Raw genomic sequence first — 21525 nt, 5'->3', positions numbered from 1 at the left:
GAGTATATAAAGCTCTTTCCAAATGATAATAAAAATATTGATGATGTAAAAAATAAATTATCAAATATAGAGCCTATACCAGAACCATTAGAAAAGAAAGATAATACATTTCATTATAAAAAAGGATACTGTTTATATACAGAATTGGAAGGAAGCGATAGATTATATATAATTAAATCAGGAAAAATAGGAATATATAATATTGTTAATCTTAAACAGATAACCAGAAGCATTTACTCTCCAAATACAATTATAGACGGATATAAACCTGTTTTTGATTATCAAGCTTTATCAACATGCGCTATAATACTTGAAGACTCCATTATAAAAGTATTAAAAAAAGAAGAGTTATTAGATTTTATGGAAAATGATAGTTCTATAAAACTTTATTATATAAAAATGCTATGTATAAAAATTAGAAATACAATATTAAAAATAATGGTTCTTAATACCGATGACATGTCAGCAAAATTATTAATAACATTATATTATATTTTAAAAACTGAAATATCAAAAAATGATATTAATCATATAAAACTTTCTTATACTGTAAATGATATAAAAACAATAGTTAATATTAATGATGAAAATCTTATAAAAAGAGAATTAAATAAAATAAAAACAGTATCTACATCAAATGACGATTATATTAATATAAGAGATATAAAAAGCTTTATAGTGGAATATAAAAATGTTATCAATAGAATAATAAATATGAATCATACATAAAAATCTTTTAGTATTTTTAAAATATTAACAATAACATTTTACTTTTTAAGCATTTATAATTTTTTAATAATAAATATATATTTTAGGAGTTTTTTCAATGCCTACATTAAAAACAAGTATATCAGGAATCAGAGGAATAATAGGAGACGGTTTGGATATAAGAGCGGTAGTTGATTATACTGCAGCATTTGCATGTCTTTTTCCAAAAAAGGCTAAAATATTGGTGGCAAGAGATACAAGAATAACAGGAGAATCTATATTGAATGCGGTTGTATCGACATTGACTGCTTCAGGAATAAATGTAATAGATATAGGTATAACTCCTACCCCTACTGCATTGTATATGGTAGAAAAGTTAAAAATACATGGCGGTATAATGATATCTGCAAGTCATAATCCTATAGAATGGAATGCTTTAAAACTTATAGGTAAAGGCGGACATTTCTTAGATGAAAAATCTGTTAATGAACTTATGAAACTTTATGATAAAAAGTCATCAAGATTCATTAAGGCATTAGAAACTGGTACTTATGAGAAAATAGATAATGCTATAGAAGAACATATTAAAAGAATTTTAAGATGGATAGATGCAGAAAAAATAAAAAAAGCTAATTTCAAAGTGGCATGCGACTATGTTAATGGCACAGGTTTATTTGCTACACCTCCGCTTCTTAAAGCATTAGGAGTGAAAGAAGTTTCTATCAATAAAGAGCATACAGGAAAATTTGCACATATTGCAGAACCTTCTGCTACTAGTATGAAAAGTTTATCCGATTTAGTGAAGAAAAATAAAGTTAATATAGGATTTACTCAAGATCCTGATGCTGACAGATTGGCTATAGTTTTAGATGATGGTACCATAGTAAGCGAAGAATATACTTTGGCTTTATGTGCTAAATATTTATGGCTTTTTGGTAAAGGAAATGCTGCTGTAAATTTATCTACTTCAAGAATGATAGATGATTTAGCTAAAGAGAAAGGATATTCTGTTGATCGTACAAAGATAGGAGAAATAAATGTTTCTTCTCATGTTGTGAAAAATAAATTATATTTTGGAGGAGAAGGAAACGGAGGAATAATAGTTCCTGCTGTAACTCCTGGAAGAGATTCACTTTTAGGTATTGCTTTAATATTGGAATTAATGGCTAAAACAGGTAAAACTATAACTGAACTTGTTAATGAAATACCAAAATATGAAATAGTAAAAGAAAAATTAGAAATATCAAAAATAGACGAAGATAAGTTCTTAAAAAAAGTTAAAGAACAATATCCTAAAGCTAAAATAACCGCTATAGACGGTATAAAAATAGATTTGGAAGAAGGCTGGCTGCATGTACGCTCATCAAATACTGAACCTATAGTAAGAATTATTGCTGAAGCCAAAAATAAAAAAGAAGCTAAAGAGTTAATTTCAATTGCTATGAATATGATAAAAGGTGATAAAACTTCTAAATCTGAAGGAAAGGAAAGGAAAGCAGTTAAAAAAGAAAGCATTAAAAAAACTAAAAAGTAATAAAAATAAATAATATATCACTTTGAGAATATAATATTTCCAGAGTTTTTTGTATTATTAGATGATAAATTTATATATTCAGATATTTATTTATAATACAAAATTATATACTTCGACTTTTAAACCAAAAAAGTCGAAAATTTTAAAATTATATTTTTCACTTGACAATTTTAGTATATTTTGTTTTAATATGATTTATATTTAACTAAGAATTTTTTTTTTTGTTATATTATATATCTTTTATATGTTAAAAAAAGGATAAATATGGACTTAAATCTTAATAATAAAACTGCTTTAATAACAGGTTCAAGCAGAGGAATAGGTAAAAAAATAGCAGAAGCTTTAGCTAAAGAAGGAGCTAATATTGTAATAACTGCTACTAATTTGGAAAAAGCTTCTAAAGTTGCTGAAGAAATAAAATCGGTTTATAATGTTGAAACTATAGCTTTGGAACATGATGCAAAATCGAGTGAATCATGTAAAGAAGTAGTTGCTAAAACTATAGAAAAATTCGCAGCTATAGATATACTTGTAAACAATGCTGGAATCACTAAAGACATGCTTGTTTTACAAATGGATGATAATGCTTGGAATGATGTTGTATCTACAAATCTTTCAGGTTCTTTCTATATGTCAAGAGAAGCTGCCAAAGCTATGCTTAGAGCAAGAAAAGGAAAAATAATTAATATATCCAGCGTTATAGGAAAAATGGGAAATGCTGGACAGGTTAATTATTCAGCAGCTAAGGCAGGTATTATAGGAATGACTAAGTCTATGGCTAAAGAATTTGCACCTAGAAATATATGTGTTAATGCTATAGCACCGGGTTTTATACAAACAGATATGACAGGAGTTTTAGCTGAAGAAACAGTAAAAGGGATAATGAGTATTACTCCATTAAAAAAATTAGGAACTCCAGAAGATGTGGCTAATTTAGTATTATTCTTATCTTCTGATATTAGTAATTATATTACAGGTGAAGTAATAGCTGTTGATGGCGGAATGTCAATGTAAAACACAAAAACATAAAAAATTATAAAGCATATAAGGCTGCTTATAAAAGCACTTTATTAATAAAAATTACAAAATTTTAAGGAGATTAAAAATGGCATTAATCGATGAAATTAAAGATGTTGTTGCTAATCAATTAAACATCTCAGACAAAAGTAAAATCACTGACACAGCTTCTTTCGTAGATGATTTGAATGCTGATTCACTTGATTTAGTAGAATTAATCATGGAATTAGAAAAACGTTATGATATCAAAATTCCTCAAGAAGATCAAGAAAAAATTAAAAATGTAGCTGATGCTGCTAAATATATTGAAGAGCATAAAAAATAATTATATTATATTTTCCCGTAAATTAAGATTATTGCTTTTTACGGGAAATTTTTTATATAGTTAAAAAATAGGAGTTTTATATATGAGTGAACGTAGAGTTGTGATTACAGGACTTGGAATAGTAAGTTCTTTAGGAAACGATATAAAAACATTCTGGGATAATTTACTTAATGGTGTTTCAGGAGTAAAAACATTAAGCAAATATTTTGATCCTGAAAAAGAGCAACTTATTACCAAAATCGGTGCTGAAGCTTTACCAGTTGAAGGCGATTATTATTCTGATAAAAAAATGTTAAGAAGAGTAGATCCTTTCATTAATTTTGGAATATATGCTGCTCATCATGCATTTAAGCAGGCTGGTATAGAACCTAAAACAGGCTTTGATTCCTTAAGAGCTGGATGCGTTCTTGGTAGCGGTATTGGCGGTATAACTACTCTTTTATCAAATCATAATGTATTACTTGCTGATGGTCCTAGCAGAGTATCCCCTTTCTTTGTACCTATGCAAATTATAAATATGACTTCTGGTATAATTGCTATGGAATATGGTATGAATGGACCTAACTATAGTGTTGTTACAGCTTGTGCTTCTTCTAATCATTCTATAGGATTGGGATACAAACATATTAAAGATAATGAAGCTGATATTATGGTAGTAGGCGGTTCTGAAGCTACTATAAATCCTCTCACTATTGCTGGTTTTAATAATGCTAGAGCTTTATCTACTAGAAATGATGATCCTACTAAGGCATCAAGACCTTTTGATAAAGGAAGAGATGGTTTTGTTATTGCTGAAGGTGCTGGAGTATTAATAATTGAAGAATATGAGCATGCCAAAAAGAGAAATGCTAATATACTTGCTGAAGTTTGCGGTTATGGTTTTACTGCTGATGCAAATCATATCACTGCTCCTTTAGAAGACGGTGCTATGGGAGCTAGAGCTATATCTTTAGCTATAGAAAGTGCAAAAATCTCACCTGATAAAATTAACTATATCAATACTCATGGTACTTCTACTCCTGTTGGAGATATTGCAGAAATTAGAGCTATAAAAAAGGCTTTAGGCGAAGATCATGCTAAAAAAATAAAAATTAATTCAACTAAATCTATGACAGGACATGCTTTAGGTGCTGCAGGCGGTATAGAAGCTATTGCTACAGTAATGAGTATGCTAGAAGGAAAAGTACATCCTACTATTAATGTGGAAGAACAAGATCCTGAATGCGATTTAGATATTGTGGCTAATACAGCTCAGGATTACAAAATAGAATATGCTATAAGTAATTCTTTGGGCTTCGGTGGACATAATGCTTCTATCGTATTCAAAAAAATATAATTAAAATAATAATGAAAATAATTAAAGCTCTATTAGTAAAAATAGAGCTTTTAATTTAAATATTAAATTATCAATCACTATTAAAAAAATACTGGTAGTATGTATGTTAAAAAATAAAAAATGATTGACTTTTAGAAAAGTTAGAGTATACTAATAAGAGAAACTATATAAGATAAGAAAGGAGATATAATATGTCAGTACAAACATTAAAAACAGATAATTTTGAATCAGCTGTATCAGGCGATAAAGCTACATTAGTTGACTTTTTTGCTGAATGGTGTGGACCTTGTAAAATGCAGACTCCTATACTACATAAAGTTGCAGATCAACTTTCTGATAAAATGAATTTTGGTGCTGTTAATGTTGATGAGGCTGAGGAAGTAGCTGCAAAATATGGAGTTCAGTCTATACCTACTTTAATGGTATTTAAAAATGGCGAAGTTGTAAAAAGAGCTGAAGGCATGAAAAATGAGGCTCAATTAAAAGAGTGGTTACAAGAATATCTATAATAAATATAATATTTGAATTTTTGCCTAATTTTATTGAAAATTAGGCTTTTTTTTATTCCAAATTGATATATAATTCGCAATTATATTATAATTTTTTAGGGTCTGCTATGTTCAGTACAAATAATAAATTGATAGAAAATATATCAAAAGAATTTAATATAGAAAATAATGAAATTAATAATATCATTAAAAATATGTTTAAGAAAATAGCAGAAATAATATTAATTAAAAACAGATTCTATATGGACAGATTGGGAATAATAAGTATAAATAGTGATAATGATATTATATTTACAGATGAAAACGGAAGTTTTGATGAATCATTAGAATCAATAAATCCTAAAAATAATAATATAAAAAATATTTTCTTGGAAAAAAATATATATAAAAGTATATTCAAAAATATAAAAGATATATCCAAAAATGAAAATGTATATATAGAAAATTTTGGTACATTTTCATACGATGAAATTATAAAATTTGAAGCTGATGATTTTTTAAAAAGTAAAATAAAAGAATTAAATAAAAATGAAATAGTTGAAGATATATTAGATGAGATTGATAATAAAATAAAAAATGATGATGATGATTCTAATGATGATGATTCTATAGAAGAAATAATTGAAAATAAATCAATAGATGATAATGTTATAGGAAATATATGGAAAAACAAAAATTATAAATCTATAATGATACAAAATATTAATGAAAAAGAAAGTGATGAAAATAAATCTGAAATTGATAACATAGAAGAAGATGACACTAATTCACAAGATGAAACCAAAAAAGAAGATATGCCAGAAATGAAAGAATACTCTGAAGAAGAATTACTAGACATTAATCATTTTGATAAAGAGTATTTGGAAGCTGATAATTTAGAAAATAATAGAGAAGAAATTAAAGAAGTTTCTGATGATAATAAATCAGAAGTAAAAGAACAATTATCAAACATTAATAATTTTATTAATGACTATTTAGATAATAATTTGAAATATCAAAAAAAATTAGAAGATGATGCAAAATCTTCATATGAAGATTTATTGAATATTAATAATAAAACACTAAATATTAAAAAACTAGGAAAAAATGATATAGAAAAAAAAGAAAAAAGTAAAAATGAATTATTTTCAGGTATCATTAAAGTTGCTTGTATAATAATAGCTGTGCTGATAATAGGAATTATATTATCAATATATAATGGCAGTAGTAAAAATATTGCAAGTAATAATCTAAAAAATCAAAAATTATATGATATAGTGAATGGATATTTTAATGAAATAAATTCTGTAAACTTATCGTATATAACTTCAAAAGATATGTATTATTGGGATATAGCAAAAGTTTTATATGGAGATGCTACATATTGGCCTTTAATATATGCTTATAATAGTGAAAATTATAAGATAAGCAATATCATAAGAAAAGGAAGTAATATATTATATAGGAATATTCCAGATTTTCATTCTATTAGGGAAATAAAATATCTGAATAATACAATATCCAAATCTTATATATATATTTATCCAATACTTATGAATGATAATAAAATAAATCATGCTATATGGAGTTTAAAACTGTCTGCATATTATGATTTGAATGTATTAAAAAATAATGCTAATATGATACCTAAAGAAACTTATCTTAATATATTGAAAGATAATAATACTATAAAAACTACATATGATGAACTTATAAAATATGGCAAATTAAATGAAAATATGTTTTTATCATTTTTAGAATTAATAAAAGATAAATTAGGAATATAAAATGAAAATTGTAACTACAGAAGATTTAATCAATATAGACAAAAAAACTATAGAGAAAATTCCTTCTATACTTCTTATGGAGCATGTAGCAAGTGAAATTTTTTATCTATTACTAAAAAGACATAGAGAATTATTATACACAAAAACCATATATATATTCTCATCTGTTGGAGGTAATGGAGGAGATGGGCTTGCCATAGCTAGATATTTAGTAAAAAATGGTTATGATGTTAAAATATATATTACAGGAAATCTTGATAGAGTTAATAAAGACACCTATGCTAATTTTAATATATTAAAATCCATGCATATTGATGTTAACTATTTAGGAAATGAAGATGATGTTATATCAGCATCCGAAAATATAGAAAGCGGATCTATAGTATTAGATTCTCTATTTGGAACAGGAGGTAACAGACCTTTAGAAGGCATACAAAAACTACTAGTAGATAATCTAAATAAATTAGATGTTATTAGAATAGCTATAGATATGCCTTCAGGACTTGCATCAAAAATAGGTGATTATGATAATATAAATACCTGTTTTAAAGCACATGAAACTTATACTATATGCTTTGCAAAGGATATATTCTTTTTATACAAAACTAGAGAGTATATAGGAGAACTATTCATAATAAAATCGATATTCCCAAATGATATACTTGATAATTGGGGATATAAAGCAAAATTAATAAACTATAATGAAAAAATAAATATAGATAGAAATTCATTTTTCAGCAAAAGAGAACAAGGTATGCTTGCTATAATTGCAGGAAGTAATGATTATATAGGGGCTGCTATTTTGGCTGTGAGTGCCGCTTATAGACTTGGAGTTGGTTATATAAGGCTTTATGTTCCAAATGGAATAGTAAAAAATATAAGAAATGCTATAATGCCAAATATGCCTGAAATAGTAATTATAGGCGTAGGAGAAGAAAATCAGCAATATTTTACAGAAAATGATATTGAAATAGTGAATGATATTAATAGAAGTAATGCTTGTATAATAGGTTCTGGACTTGGACGAAATATGTCCACTGAAATTTTTATAAACAGTATACTAAAACAAATAAATATACCTACTGTTATAGATGCAGATGCTTTATATTTGATGTTTGAAAGTACATTTAATGAACTTAATTATAATTTTATATTAACACCTCATATATATGAGTTTGAAAAGCTTACAGGTATAAGTCATATAGAAGCATTAGAAAATCCTTATGAAGCTTTATTTAAATACAGACAAAAAACAAATGCCTCAATAATATTAAAAGATGCTATAAGTTTTTTAATGTGCGATAATGATATATATATAAATTATAGCCCTAAAGAATCTATGGGAAAAGCTGGTATGGGAGATGTTTTGGCTGGATTTATAGGAGCTTTACTTGCAAGAAAATTAAATATATTGGATACTGCTAAATTGGCTTTAATTATACAGTCTAAATCTTTTAATATATTATCAAAAAAATTTGGTAATGATTATATTCAGCCTAAAGATTTAGCGGATATTTCATATAAAATACTAAAAAGGATGTAGATTAAATTGCCTAGAGAAGTTTATGACCCTAAAGAAAAAGAATTGGAATATTATGCTAAAAGAAATATAAGACATTCAGCCCCAAAAAGGGAAGTAACTATATTCGCAAGAAGATGGTTTATGTTTTCATACGGAGCATTTCTTACTATAGTAGTTATAGGACTATTACTTTATAAAAAAGGTTTTTTTAATAATATTCCATACTTCGATATTTTTAAAACAAAAACTGATGTAATAGTAAAAATTAACAATGTTGATTTTTTGGAAGAATCTATAATAACAACTATAGAACTTGAAAATTCCAATTACACAAATTCAGAAAATATATTAAAACTTAAAGCTAATTATTCATTATATAGAAATAGAAAATTAATATTCTCAGGAAATAATTCATTTTATAATATAAGATTTCCATTAGGACAAAGAATAGGTTTTAATCTAAAATTTGATAAAGATTATTGGAAATATGCAAATAAATTACGTGTAATATTACAATTTGATGATAATTTAATAAAAACCAATGAAATAGATATAAGAAAATTAAGAAGACGAAAATAAAAAAGACAGGAATTACAAAATTAACCCCTGTCTGCAATTTTCTTTTATATTATTAATCTTTTATATATCAATCTTTTTTTACTTCTGTACCAGTAGCAGCATATCTTTGCAATTGAACAGCAGCAGCCTTAGGATTTTTTACTACGCAAGGACCACCTACACATCCGCCGTTACAAGCCATAACCTCAACAAGATTAGGAGTATCATCAGTAACAGGAGTTTCACCAGACTGAACTTTTCCATATCCTCTAAGCTGCTTCATACCATCTTTATTAAGACCATTTATAACAGCTGCTTTTAATTTTTCAGGATGCTTTAATCTCACCTTAACAGCTTCAGAAACTCCTCCGCTCACAGCATATTTTCTTCCAGAAGCAGTAGGAACATCTTCTATATTTAAATCAGGCTCTTTTGATACATCAGTACCTGTAGCTATAAATAAAGCATCAAGCTCTTCCATAGACAAACCATAATCTACTAAATCATCATCTAAACCTTCTCTCCTTTTAGCTAGGCAAGGTCCTATAAATACTGTAATAGCTTCTGGATCATCAGCATGCATCATCTCAGCAGTATAATGCATAGGAGTTCTAGTTTCAGATACACAAGGGATTAATTCAGGTACATGCTTTCTAACAGCCTTCACATAAGCAGGACAGCATGAAGTAGTCATAAGCTTATCTCCCCTCTCCATTCTCTCTTCAAATTCAGCAGCTTCCTTATCAGAAGTAACATCAGCACCTAAAGCAACCTCCCAAACTTTATTAAATCCTATATTCAATAAAGCACTTTTTAATTGACCAGGTTTAGCATTGAATTGAGAAGCTATAGCAGGAGCATACATAACATTAACTTTTTTATCTGCTTTCAAATGTTTAAGTACATCTAAAAGCTGACCCTTATCCATCATAGCACTAAAAGGACATTCTCTCATACAATTACCGCAGAATATACATTTATGATAATCTATTACCTCTTTACCATGTTCATTCTTATTAATAGCTCCCACAGGGCAAGACTCCTCGCAAGGAACAGGTATATAAATGATAGCATGATAAGGGCAATTTTTTAAACATAATCCGCAGTTAATACATTTATTACTATCTATATGAGCTCTCTTTTCATCTAATATAGTTATAGCATCTTTAGGACAATTTGTCATACAAGGTCTAGCCAAACAAGCCTGACAAGCATTAGTTACCATAAAATTAGCTCTAACACAAGCATTACAAGCTTCATCCAATACTGTAAGCATAGGCCAAGTTGGTTTTTCTCTTTCCAATGCCAATTTAACATATTCTGATAATGGTATTCCGCTATCTTCCTTACCTTCAACACTTATTCCAAGTCTTGCCATAATTCTATTTTTTATTATTTCCCTATCATTATGTATACAGCATCTTATGGATTTACTATTTCTGGGAATTATCTCTATAGGCAGTTTGTCAATATCTTCTACCAATCTGTCTTCAATATACATTAAGGCTATTTTTACTAAAATTTCTTTCTTCAATTGAGAAGCGTTATTATTAATATTCACTTTTATACTCCTAATTTTTTTAAGTGATTTTCATTAAAAATAAATATATTAAAATGTATATATTTTATTATATATTATAATATGAAGATTATTTTTTTCAAGTATTACAATTTAAATAATGTTCAAAATTTTATTATAAATGTGAAAAAAAATATAATATAGTAAATCAATTTGCACTAAAAATAAAATAAGTATAATCCTTGACAAATTAATTTTTAGTAACTATATTATTATATTAAATAATATATTTTTATTATAAAATCTTTCAAGGAGTTTTCATATGATAATAGGATGTCCTAAAGAAATAAAAAACCAAGAGTACAGAGTTGGTTTAACACCATCAAATGTTGCTGATTATGTGATGAATGGTCATAAGGTAATTATTGAAAAAGGTGCAGGAGAGGGTTCAGGTTTCAGCGATGAAGAATATAAAAAAGCAGGTGCTGAACTAACTGATAAGAAGAAAGTATTTGATTCTGATATGATAATTAAAGTAAAAGAACCAATAGAAGAAGAATATGAATACTTCAAAGAGAATCAAATATTATATACTTACCTACATTTAGCCGCCGATAAGCCTCTTACAGATATGCTGTTAAAGAAGAAAATAAGAGCAATAGCATATGAAACTATGAAAGACGAAATGAATCAATTACCTTGTCTTGCTCCTATGAGTTGTATAGCTGGAAGATTATCTATTCAGGAAGCAGCTAAATATATGGAGAAAAAATTTGGAGGTCAGGGAATATTATTAGGAGGTGTTCCTGGAGTTCAAAAAGCAAATGTAGTAATATTAGGTGCTGGTGTTGTAGGACTTAATGCTGCTCAATTGGCAGTTGGTATGGGTGCTAATGTATCTATAACAGATGTTAATCTCAAAAGATTAGAATATATAGACCATATCTTTAATATGAAAATTAATACTTATTTTAGTGCTCCTGCTAAATTAGAAGAATTATTTAGAAGTGCTGATGTTGTTATAGGAAGTATACTTATACCTGGTGCAAAAGCTCCTAAACTTTTAAGAAAAGAACATTTAAAAATCATGAAAAAAGGTGCTGTTATAGTAGATGTTGCTATTGACCAAGGCGGATGTTTTGAAACTTCTCATGCTACTACACATGATGATCCTATATTCATTTTAGATGATGTAGTACATTATTGTGTTGCTAATATGCCTGGTGCTGTTGCTAGAACTTCAACAATAGCTTTAACTAATGCTACTACACATTATGGTATTATGCTTGCTAATAAAGGTTTAGAAGAGATTTGTAAAACTAATAATACTTTACTTAGCGGTCTTAATACTTATAACGGAAAATGTACATTCAAAGGTGTTTCTGATGCATTTGGTATAGAATATACTGAACCTAAAGTCGCATTAGGATAATACCGAATGTTATATAATGTTTTTATATTAAAGACATTATAAATATATAAAAATTAATAAATCGCTATTAGAATAATATTATTTTAATAGCGATTTTATTTTATAAGAAATTTTAATTTGTTATATAATTACTTTTTTATAGATTTGTCCATTAATTCATTATAATTTTTACTCATAATACTATACCAATAATCTAATTTAGCATTATCATCGCCTTCTATATCTTTCAAATAAAAAGGCTCTAAAAATCTTACTGTAATTTTTTTGAAAGGATTTATTTTGAATGTTCTTGCCTTCATAATATCTTTAGTTCCATATACAACAACAGGCAAAATAGGTATATCTGAACATCTTTCTGCTATTTTTAATATTCCTCTTTTAGGTCTCTTTATCTCTCCTGTATTGCTTCTAGTGCCTTCAGGATAAATTACTATACTTATATTATTTCTAAGTCTATTTTCCATATCATCTATAGACTTTACCGCTCCAACTGTTCCCCTCTTTACAAATATATAATTGGCAAGAGACATACCGAAACCTAGTAGAGGGACTTTTCCATAAGTATCCTTAGAAACAAATGCAAATGATTTTTTAAATATACTAAAACAGGCAAATATATCGAATGCACTTTGATGATTTGGAGTAAGCAAATAAGTTTTATTAGGATCATAATTTTCATTTCCTTCTATATTAAAAGAAATAAAAGCCATTTTCATTAATCCCCTGCCCCAAAACTTAGCCGTTGAATGTACACAACTGGATGCTTTACTCTTTGAAAATATTCTAATAAAAGGGTAAGTTGTATATACAATAATAACGCATATGAATGTATAAATTATAGCTAATATAAAATAAATAAAACTAAACAATATCATTTTAATAGTTTATTATAAAAATAAAAAATTATCAATATATAACTTGATATATTAATAAGTTTTGTTATAATCAATAAATATCTAAACTTTTAATAATTTTATATTAAATATATTATGAATGATAATGTGAAAAAACAAATAGGCATTATAGTTAATACAATTAACGGAGATCCTATTTATATTTTAAAAAAAATATCTGATATACTGAAAAAATATAACATAGAAGCTATAATAATAGATTATGATATATCTTCATATATGAATATAAAAAAGGCTGTGAAGGAATTAAAAGATGTATCAATGCTAATATCCATAGGAGGAGATGGAACATTATTATCAGCTTTAAAAATAGCTATCAAGTATGATGTACCAGTTCTTCCTATATACAATGGTACATTAGGATTTATTTCGGAAATTCCTCCAGAAGAAGCTTATTTAATATTAGATGAATATATTGATGGTAAAAGATCATTATATGAGATAGAACCTAGAACTTTATTGTCAATAAATATTTACTCTAAAGAAAAAAATACATACAAAGAACATTTAGCTGTAAATGAATTAGTTTTAAGCAAATGTGATGGAAGAGCCATATATCTTAATGTGATAATATCTGGTAAATTAATATCCTCAATAGTAGGAGATGGTGTAGTAATTGCCACCCCTACAGGTTCAACTGCATATGCCTTGAGTGCTGGAGGTCCTATAATAGCCCCTACAATTGATGCTATGTCTTTTGTACCTATAGCTCCGCATTCATTAACATTCAGACCTTTGGTTATACCTAAATGCGATGATATAGAGTTGGAATTGACAAAAAAATCATTAAAAGCTATGATAACTATAGACGGATATGATATATACCAATTTAAAAATGATGATAAAATAAAAGCCAAAATAAGTGATAAAAGCTGCTATATATTTCAAAGTGAGAAAAGATTGTTTTATGATATACTTAGAAACAAACTTAATTGGGGTAGATAATGCTTAAATATCTTGAAATAAGAAATTTTGTATTAATAGATAAATTAAAAATAAATTTCAGCAGCGGATTCAATGTGCTTACAGGAGAAACTGGAGCTGGAAAAAGTATTATAATTAGTGCATTAGAACTTATTACAGGAGAAAAAGGCTCGACTAGAATGGTAGGAGCAAATGGAGATAGGCTTATTGTATCAGGAAATTTCTATTTACAGTCATCTGCCGATATTGTAAAAAATAAATTGAAAGAATGGAATATAGAAATTAATAATGATGAACTTAATATAAAAAGAGAAATCACCAAAGACGGAAAAAGTAAATCTTTTATAAATAATGTAGGTGTTAAAGTAGCGGAATTAAAAGAATTGGGCGATTTGATAGTAGATATACATGGACAGCATGAACATCAATCTTTATTTAATCCTGCAAATCATCTTAATTTTTATGATAGCTATTTAAATATTGATGAAAAGATAGAAAATTATCAAAAACATTATAATAAACTTATAAAATTGATAAAACAGTATAATGAAATATATCAAAATAAAAATACGATATTAAAAGAAAAATCTTTTTTGGAATATGCTATAGATGAAATAGAAAAAGCAAAATTAAAGCCTAATGAAGATGAAGATATAAAGAATGATATTACTATGATGTCTAATGCCGAAAGTATAGCATCATCGCTTTCTGTTATAAATAAGGATATATTTGGAAGCGAATCAGGTGCATATACAAAATTAACTAGAAGTATAGGAGCTTTGCAAACTATATCTAAATATGACAGCAGACTTTCAGACATTGCATCGCAGATAGAAGGAATCACATTAAATCTTGAAGATATAAAAAATGTTTTAACAGAAATAAGATCAAAAACAAAATTTGATCCAGAAGAACTTCAATCTTTAAATGAAAGGCTTTTTTTCATCAATAATTTAAAAAAGAAATATGGTTCTAATATAAAAGAAATACTTTCTTATGCTAAAGAAGCCAAAGAAAAATTAGATTCTCTTAATTTCTCTGAAGAAGATATTGAAAACTTAAAAAAAGAAATAGAAGAATTGAGAGAACAAACTTCTATACTTGCAAAAGAAATATCAGATATAAGGCATAACAGAAAAGAAGATTTTATAAAAGCTATAGAAAATGAAATGAATGATTTGGGAATGTCATCTACAAAATTCGATGTTGAAATAACTTTGGATGAAGATGATGACGGTATACTTAATATAGATGGCTCTAATATAAAAGCCAATTCTACAGGTATAGATAATATAGAGTTTATAATAGCTCCTAATAAACAGAGTATGTTTCAGCCTCTTAGAAAAATAGCTTCAGGCGGTGAAATATCAAGAATAATGCTTTCATTAAAAAATCTACTTTCTTTGGGAGATTATTCAGAAACTTGTGTATTTGATGAGATAGATGTAGGAGTTGGAGGCAGGATCGCTGAGGTTATAGGAGAAAAAATAGCAGCATTATCAAAAAGAAAACAGGTGCTTAGCGTTACACATTTAGCACAAATTGCAATATATGCTAATAATCATTTTAAAGTTACAAAGAATGAGGGGGAAGATACTGTAACTTCTACCATTGAAGAATTAGACAACTCTATGAGAGTAAATGAAATTGCCAGAATGATAACAGGTAAAGAAATCACAGAAGCAAGCATTAAACATGCAGAAGAATTGCTTGAAAACGCTAAAAAATAAAAAAAGCAGACATAAAATTTATTATACCTGCTTTTTTCTATATATAAATAAATTATAATTATTTTTTATCTTCTTCATCTTTTAACACAGGGACAGCAAATTTTAATTTAGGGAAAGTAAGTATATATATAAACATAACTACAATACTTACTAAATTAAAGAAAGAATAAGGCAAATATTCTAATGTAGCAACCCCCAAAGTAGAAGCCATATAAACTCCTGTTACAGTCCATGGCACTATAGGCTCTGTTAAAGTTCCGCCTTCTTCCATTGTTCTTGATAATGCTGAAGGATGCAATTTATATTTTTTATATATATCTTGGAATATAGGTCCTAAAGTTAAGAAAGTAAATTGAGTACTATTAACACTTGAATTAACTACAAATGTAGTGAACCAAGTTACTATCATTAAACTTTTTACTCCCTTTATAACTTTCAATAATAAATCCAATATAGTTTGCAAAGTACCTATTAACTGAAGCATAGAACCGAAAGTTAATGCAGATATTAAAAACATTACAGTAGGCATCATATTTACCATACCACCTCTATTCAATAAATTATTCAAATTAGCAGGTATTTGATCAGCAGGAAGCTCTGACATAGAAACATTAAATCCAGATATAAAAGATTTTATTGAATTCAAAAAGCCAAAATCTTGGAATATAGCTCCTAATATTAAAGCTAAAAAACTTCCTAAAAACATTGTTATTATAGGAGATAAACCTTTGAAACTTCCTATAAAAACTACAGCAGCAGGAAGAAGCAGTAATATATTAAAATTAAACATAGATGCCAAAGAATCCAATATCTCTTTAGTTTCTTTTACTGTAGAAATATCTATATTTGAAGAAGCTGTAAATCCCAAAGCTATGAATATTATACTCGAAATTATTATAGAAGGTATTGTCACTATAAGCATAGATTTGATATGATCTATTAACTGAGATCCAGAACCCATCGATGATAAAACTGTAGTATCAGATATAGGTGAATTTTTATCTCCAACATATGCACCGCTGATTATAGCACCTGCAATTAAAGGCAAAGGTACTCCTGTAGCATGAGCAACACCTATAAAAGCAACACCTGAAGTAGCAGCAGCTCCCCAAGAAGTTCCTGTAAATATAGCAACAAAAGCAGTAACTACAAATGCAGTAAAAGGTATAAAAGAAGGATTAATCCATTTAATACCATAATATATAAGCATAGGAACGGCTCCACTGTATATCCAAGTACCTACTATAGCACCTATAAGCATTAATATAAGTACACCAAGCCAAGTATCAGCTATTTTTTTTACAAAAGCACTCTCCATTTCTGCCCATTTATATCCTGCAGTATAAGCAATGATACAGCATATAACAGTACCTATTATAAGTAAAAATTCTATTGATATTCCAAACTGTACTGTTCCTATAAGAACACCCAGTAAAATAAATATAAGAGGGAATATTTTTAAAAATGTATTTATATGTTTCTTTTCCATATCATTATTCTCCTAAAATTATTTTATATATTTTAATGCCTCATCTAAATCTTCTATAAGATCATTAGAATCTTCTAATCCTATAGATATTCTCATAACTCCCAATGATATACCCATAGCGTCAAATTGTTCTTTAGGCATTTCTTTTAAATAGCTTATAGCAGGTGCATATATCAAACTTTCATGTCCTCCCCAACTAACGCCTATTCTGAAACATTTTAAGCTATTAAAAAATTTCTTTATATCCTCTAAATTATCAGAATTAATAACAAATCCCATAAGTCCTGAAAAACCTTTCATCTGCTCTTTAGCAAGCTCATACTGATCAAAGTTTTCAAGTCCAGGATACATAACCTTTTTAACCTTAGGATGATTATTTAAATATTTAGCTACTGCCAAAGCATTTTCTTGATGCTGCATCATTCTCACTTTTAAAGTTCTCAAACTTCTTAATATAAGCCAAGCTTCAAATGGAGACATTTTAGCACCTAAGAATGCATGCTCGCTATCGAATATAGATTTTATATCTTCTTCCTTTCCAATTACAACTCCTGCAACTATATCGCTATGCCCTCCAAAATATTTTGAACATGAATGAACTTCCAAATCTATTCCCATTTCTAAAGGTCTTTGAAATATAGGAGTAGCCCAAGTATTGTCTATTATAGTTTTTATATTATGTTTTTTTGCCAATTCAACTACTTGTTTTATATTCTGCAAACTGAATACAGCAGATGAAGGACTTTCTAAATATATTAATTTTGTATTTTCTCTAATAGCATTTTCAAAATCTTCTATTTTTTTGCCTTCTACAAAAGTAGTTTCTATATTGCATTTTTCTTTTAAATATACATTCATGAAATTATTAGCAGGACCATAAACATTTTTTATAGATATAATATGATCACCGCAATTTACATAATGAAGTATTGATGATGATATAGCCCCCATACCTGAAGCAAATAATTTAGCTCTTTCACCTTCGGCTAGAAGTGCTATTTTTTCTTCGACCAAAGCAACTGAAGGATTATTTCCTCTTGTATATATAGAATTATTGAAAGGATCATCAAATGCCTTATCTATAGATTCCCAATTTTCAAAAGTAAATAAACTGCTTTGATATATAGGAGGTACAACAGGACCGTTTCCTCCTTCTTTATAATGAATTAACTTTGTTTGATAATTTTTCTCACTCATAATAAAATCCTTTATCTTTATTAATAAACAATAAGTATCTATTAATAATATATAAATAGGATACTTAACATTATTATTTTAATTATTTATAATAAATTAACTTTAGTAGTAAATACTTTTTCTTTTATTTCTTCATCTTTATTTACTAATATAGTTTCTTTAAATAAAATATTATCAGAACTTACACCTAATAAGATATCAACATTAGCTTTTTTCATAACAAATTTCATATCTTCATCATAAAAACCCAATATATGTATAGGTACTTCAAAATTAATCTCAGCACTTTGATTAGGTTCTAAAGTTACTCTTTTAAATCCTTTAAGTTCTTTAACAGGTCTTGTAACCCCTAAAACATTATTTCTGAAATAAAGCTGTACAACTTCACTTCCTTTTACTTTTCCTATATTTTTTATTTTGCAGGATATATTAATTTTATCTGTAGGAGCTAATTCTTTTTTATCAACTTTAAAATCATATAATTCAAAATTGGTATAACTTAATCCATATCCAAAATTATATATAGCCTCATGCTGTCCGTCTACATAACCTCCCCACATTCTCTCTGCACCGCCTGAAGGTTTATGAGAATAGTATATAGGTATTTGCCCTATATTATGCGGGAAGGTAACAGGAAGTTTTCCTCCCGGATTATAATCCCCATATAATACATCAGCTATTGCCTGTCCTCCCATCTCTCCAGGAAGCCAAGCACATATTATACCATCCATATTTTCTTTTTCCCAAGGCATTGTTACAGGACGACCCACTATTAATACCAATATAATAGGTTTTCCTAATTTTTTTAATTCTTTAAGCAATTTATCCTGACCAGGAAGTAAATTTAAAGATGATCTGTCTCTTGATTCTCCTGAACTAGTTCCTTCTTCTAATCCAGCCCTGTCGCCTAATATTGCTAATATTACATCTGATTTTTTAGCTGTTTCTACGGCTTCATTAATAAGTTCATCTGTTGTTTCAAATATTTCTGAACCTAAAGATAAAAATACATTATCTTTTCCTATTTTAGAACAAACACCTTCATATACAGAAACACCTTCTATTTCTCTAATAAAATTATCTAAAATATCTGCATCCAAATCTACTCTTTCCTGCATAGTAAAACCAGTAGCATTATTATTATCTGCATTATTAGCCATAATTCTTAATGTTTCTACAAGTGATTCTACATGAGCTTTAAAAGCATAATCTCCAAGCTGATTTCTAACTGAATTTCCATTAGGTCCTATTATTGCCACTTTTTGCTCTTTTCTTAATGGCAAAATATTATTTTTATTTTCTAAAAGAACAATACTTTCTCTTGCTAATTCTAATGATTTATTTAAACTTTCATTAGAACGCATAGCAAAAGACGGAGTTTCAGGTATATAAGGATTATCAAATAATCCTAATTCAAATTTTTTAGTTAATACTCTTTCTACTATCTTGTCTAAATCCTTTTCTAAAATATTTCCATTTTTTACTTCATCTGCTAATATTTTTCCATATACAGCTTGAGTAGGAAGCTCTATATCTACTTCACAATCTATGGCTCTTTTAGCTATAGAATTATAATCAGGAAATAATTTATGGAAAGATTCTAATAAAGTAAGACCACTGTAATCTGTTACTACTAATCCGTCCAATTTCTATTCATCTCTTAATATTGTTTTCAATAATTTTTTTGAACTATGACAAGGCTATCCATCATTTTCTTGATAAGCAGGCATAATAGATTTTAAATTGGCTTCTTTTATAGCAGCCTCAAAAGAAGCAAGATAAACTTCTCTTAAAGTTCTTTCAGGAACTTGTCCAGGTGCCCAATTAAATCCTTTTTCTGCTGCCCCATAAGCTACAAAGTGTTTGCCTGTAGAATAAACATTATTTTTTTGTATTCCTCTAATATAAGCCATACCCATTTGAGAAACTAAATAAACATCTTCTCCAAAAGTTTCCTCAAGTCTTCCCCATCTAGGCTCTCTTGTAACATCTAAAAGAGGAGCTAAAGTTTGATTGCATCCTATAGCATTTAATTCTTTTCCTATTATATCTGCCATTTCCTCACATAATATATCATTAAATGTTGAAGCAATACCTATAGCTTGTGGAAAATTAGTTGTTCCGTCAAACATAGCTCCGCTGCAAGATTCTTCATGAAACATTACAGGTATTTGTAATCTAGTATTATTCATAAAATATTCCTGCACTTCATTTCTAAATTTAGGTATATTCTTCACTTTTGTAGGAGTCCCGCCTCCTATTCTAGTTATTTGTCCTAATCCATAAGGAAATTTATTTTTTAATTTATCAATATCAAATGTAAAATCTCTTTTAGTGATTTCATAAGACCACACAGAAGTAACCTGATATGCTTTTTCTTCTATAGTCATTTGTGAAATTAAATCTTTTACTCTTTCAGATATAGATTTTGTTTTATCTTTATAAATCATTAAAAACTCCTTTTATATTTTTTATAATTAAGATTTAACAGCTCCTGCCATCATCCCTTTTATTAATTTATCTTGGCTGAATATAAATACTAAAATCATTGGAGCAGCAGCTAGAGCTAACACACTCATCATCATAGGGATATCAGCTGTGTACTGTCCTTGAAATTCCCATACAGATAATGGAAGTGTTCTATTAGCTTTAGATTGAGTCAAAACTAAAGCAAATATAAATTCATTCCACATTGTTGTTGTAGCATATATTGCTATTGTAACTAGTCCCGGTGTTGAAAGAGGAAGTATAACATTAAAAAAAGTTCTTATTTTTCCGCATCCGTCTATTTCAGCACTGTTTTCTAAGTCTTTTGGAATTTCTTGCATAAAATTTGTCAGTATAAAAATAGATATTGGAAGATTAAATGCCACATATGGACCTATCAATGCAAATATAGTATCATATAAACCAACTTTTTGAGTTAACAAATATATTGGAATTAATGTTACATGTACAGGTATTGTCATAGATATAATAATAATACCAAAAAATAAATTATTAAATTTAAAATTTAGTCTTGAAAACACATAAGAAGCAAGAGAT

The 21525-nt window shown here is 27.7% G+C and carries 19 protein-coding genes; 12 read left to right on the top strand and 7 right to left on the bottom strand.

Going from position 1 to position 21525, the window contains the following annotated elements:
* From Q1J76_RS02385 to Q1J76_RS02345, 9 genes are all read left to right on the top strand, one after another.
* Window positions 1-729, top strand: a 729-nt coding sequence (locus Q1J76_RS02385) for a Crp/Fnr family transcriptional regulator (protein ID WP_300366246.1), incomplete at its 5' end; no start/stop codon positions are given.
* Between the two features lie 97 nt (window positions 730-826).
* Window positions 827-2242 (top strand): phosphoglucosamine mutase, encoded by a 1416-nt coding sequence (gene glmM, locus Q1J76_RS02380; RefSeq protein ID WP_300366243.1) that lies wholly within the window; start codon window positions 827-829, stop codon window positions 2240-2242.
* 264 nt (window positions 2243-2506) lie between these two features.
* A complete protein-coding gene (gene fabG / locus Q1J76_RS02375; RefSeq protein WP_300366240.1) occupies window positions 2507-3256 on the top strand; it encodes a 3-oxoacyl-[acyl-carrier-protein] reductase in 750 nt (249 codons plus the stop codon).
* 91 nt (window positions 3257-3347) lie between these two features.
* Window positions 3348-3584 (top strand): acyl carrier protein, encoded by a 237-nt coding sequence (gene acpP, locus Q1J76_RS02370; RefSeq protein ID WP_013115070.1) that lies wholly within the window; start codon window positions 3348-3350, stop codon window positions 3582-3584.
* Between the two features lie 82 nt (window positions 3585-3666).
* Window positions 3667-4920 carry a beta-ketoacyl-ACP synthase II gene (gene fabF / locus Q1J76_RS02365; RefSeq protein WP_300366237.1) on the top strand — a complete coding sequence of 418 codons (1254 nt, stop codon included), beginning with the start codon at window positions 3667-3669 and terminating at the stop codon, window positions 4918-4920.
* 191 nt (window positions 4921-5111) lie between these two features.
* Window positions 5112-5429 (top strand): thioredoxin, encoded by a 318-nt coding sequence (gene trxA, locus Q1J76_RS02360; RefSeq protein WP_300366234.1) that lies wholly within the window; start codon window positions 5112-5114, stop codon window positions 5427-5429.
* 107 nt (window positions 5430-5536) lie between these two features.
* On the top strand, window positions 5537-7195 hold the full coding sequence (locus Q1J76_RS02355) for a hypothetical protein (protein ID WP_300366231.1): 1659 nt from the start codon (window positions 5537-5539) through the stop codon (window positions 7193-7195).
* Between the two features lies 1 nt (window position 7196).
* Entirely contained in the window at window positions 7197-8738 is a 1542-nt protein-coding gene (locus tag Q1J76_RS02350; RefSeq protein ID WP_300366228.1) for an NAD(P)H-hydrate dehydratase, read from the top strand.
* A gap of 6 nt (window positions 8739-8744) precedes the next feature.
* Window positions 8745-9296 (top strand): hypothetical protein, encoded by a 552-nt coding sequence (locus Q1J76_RS02345; protein WP_300366225.1) that lies wholly within the window; start codon window positions 8745-8747, stop codon window positions 9294-9296.
* Between the two features lie 67 nt (window positions 9297-9363).
* Here the strand turns inward: Q1J76_RS02345 and Q1J76_RS02340 are convergent, their stop codons facing one another.
* Window positions 9364-10836 carry a 4Fe-4S dicluster domain-containing protein gene (locus Q1J76_RS02340; RefSeq protein WP_300366222.1) on the bottom strand — a complete coding sequence of 491 codons (1473 nt, stop codon included), beginning with the start codon at window positions 10834-10836 and terminating at the stop codon, window positions 9364-9366.
* A gap of 280 nt (window positions 10837-11116) precedes the next feature.
* Between Q1J76_RS02340 and ald the strand changes: the two genes are divergently transcribed.
* Entirely contained in the window at window positions 11117-12226 is a 1110-nt protein-coding gene (gene ald / locus Q1J76_RS02335; protein WP_300366219.1) for an alanine dehydrogenase, read from the top strand.
* 128 nt (window positions 12227-12354) lie between these two features.
* Here the strand turns inward: ald and Q1J76_RS02330 are convergent, their stop codons facing one another.
* A complete protein-coding gene (locus tag Q1J76_RS02330; protein WP_498034119.1) occupies window positions 12355-13101 on the bottom strand; it encodes a lysophospholipid acyltransferase family protein in 747 nt (248 codons plus the stop codon).
* Between the two features lie 114 nt (window positions 13102-13215).
* Between Q1J76_RS02330 and Q1J76_RS02325 the strand changes: the two genes are divergently transcribed.
* Window positions 13216-14085, top strand: a complete 870-nt coding sequence (locus Q1J76_RS02325) for an NAD(+)/NADH kinase (RefSeq protein ID WP_367182057.1) — start codon at window positions 13216-13218, stop codon at window positions 14083-14085.
* Window positions 14085-15794: a DNA repair protein RecN gene (gene recN, locus Q1J76_RS02320; RefSeq protein ID WP_300366210.1), complete on the top strand. Its 1710-nt coding sequence runs from the start codon at window positions 14085-14087 to the stop codon at window positions 15792-15794. The genes Q1J76_RS02325 and recN overlap by 1 nt, the downstream gene beginning before the upstream one ends.
* Before the next feature lie 58 nt (window positions 15795-15852).
* Here recN and nhaC read toward each other — a convergent pair whose 3' ends face one another.
* From nhaC to Q1J76_RS02295, 5 genes are all read right to left on the bottom strand, one after another.
* On the bottom strand, window positions 15853-17283 hold the full coding sequence (nhaC, locus tag Q1J76_RS02315) for a Na+/H+ antiporter NhaC (RefSeq protein WP_300366207.1): 1431 nt from the start codon (window positions 17281-17283) through the stop codon (window positions 15853-15855).
* An 18-nt stretch (window positions 17284-17301) separates the two neighbouring features.
* The gene (locus tag Q1J76_RS02310) at window positions 17302-18480 is read right to left on the bottom strand and encodes a trans-sulfuration enzyme family protein (RefSeq protein ID WP_300366204.1); all 1179 of its coding nucleotides are present in this window, start codon (window positions 18478-18480) and stop codon (window positions 17302-17304) included.
* 86 nt (window positions 18481-18566) lie between these two features.
* Complete coding sequence (locus Q1J76_RS02305) at window positions 18567-20126, bottom strand: glycoside hydrolase family 3 C-terminal domain-containing protein (protein ID WP_367182056.1); 1560 nt, start codon at window positions 20124-20126, stop codon at window positions 18567-18569.
* Window positions 20127-20180: 54 nt separating this feature from the next.
* Entirely contained in the window at window positions 20181-20930 is a 750-nt protein-coding gene (locus Q1J76_RS02300; protein WP_367182055.1) for a glycoside hydrolase family 3 protein, read from the bottom strand.
* A gap of 27 nt (window positions 20931-20957) precedes the next feature.
* Window positions 20958-21525: carbohydrate ABC transporter permease (locus tag Q1J76_RS02295; protein ID WP_300366201.1), on the bottom strand; the 568-nt coding region annotated here is incomplete at its 5' end.

It is taken from the genome of Brachyspira sp. (assembly GCF_029258575.1).
Lineage (GTDB): Bacteria > Spirochaetota > Brachyspiria > Brachyspirales > Brachyspiraceae > Brachyspira.
This window is presented reverse-complemented; position numbering and strand designations above follow the sequence as displayed.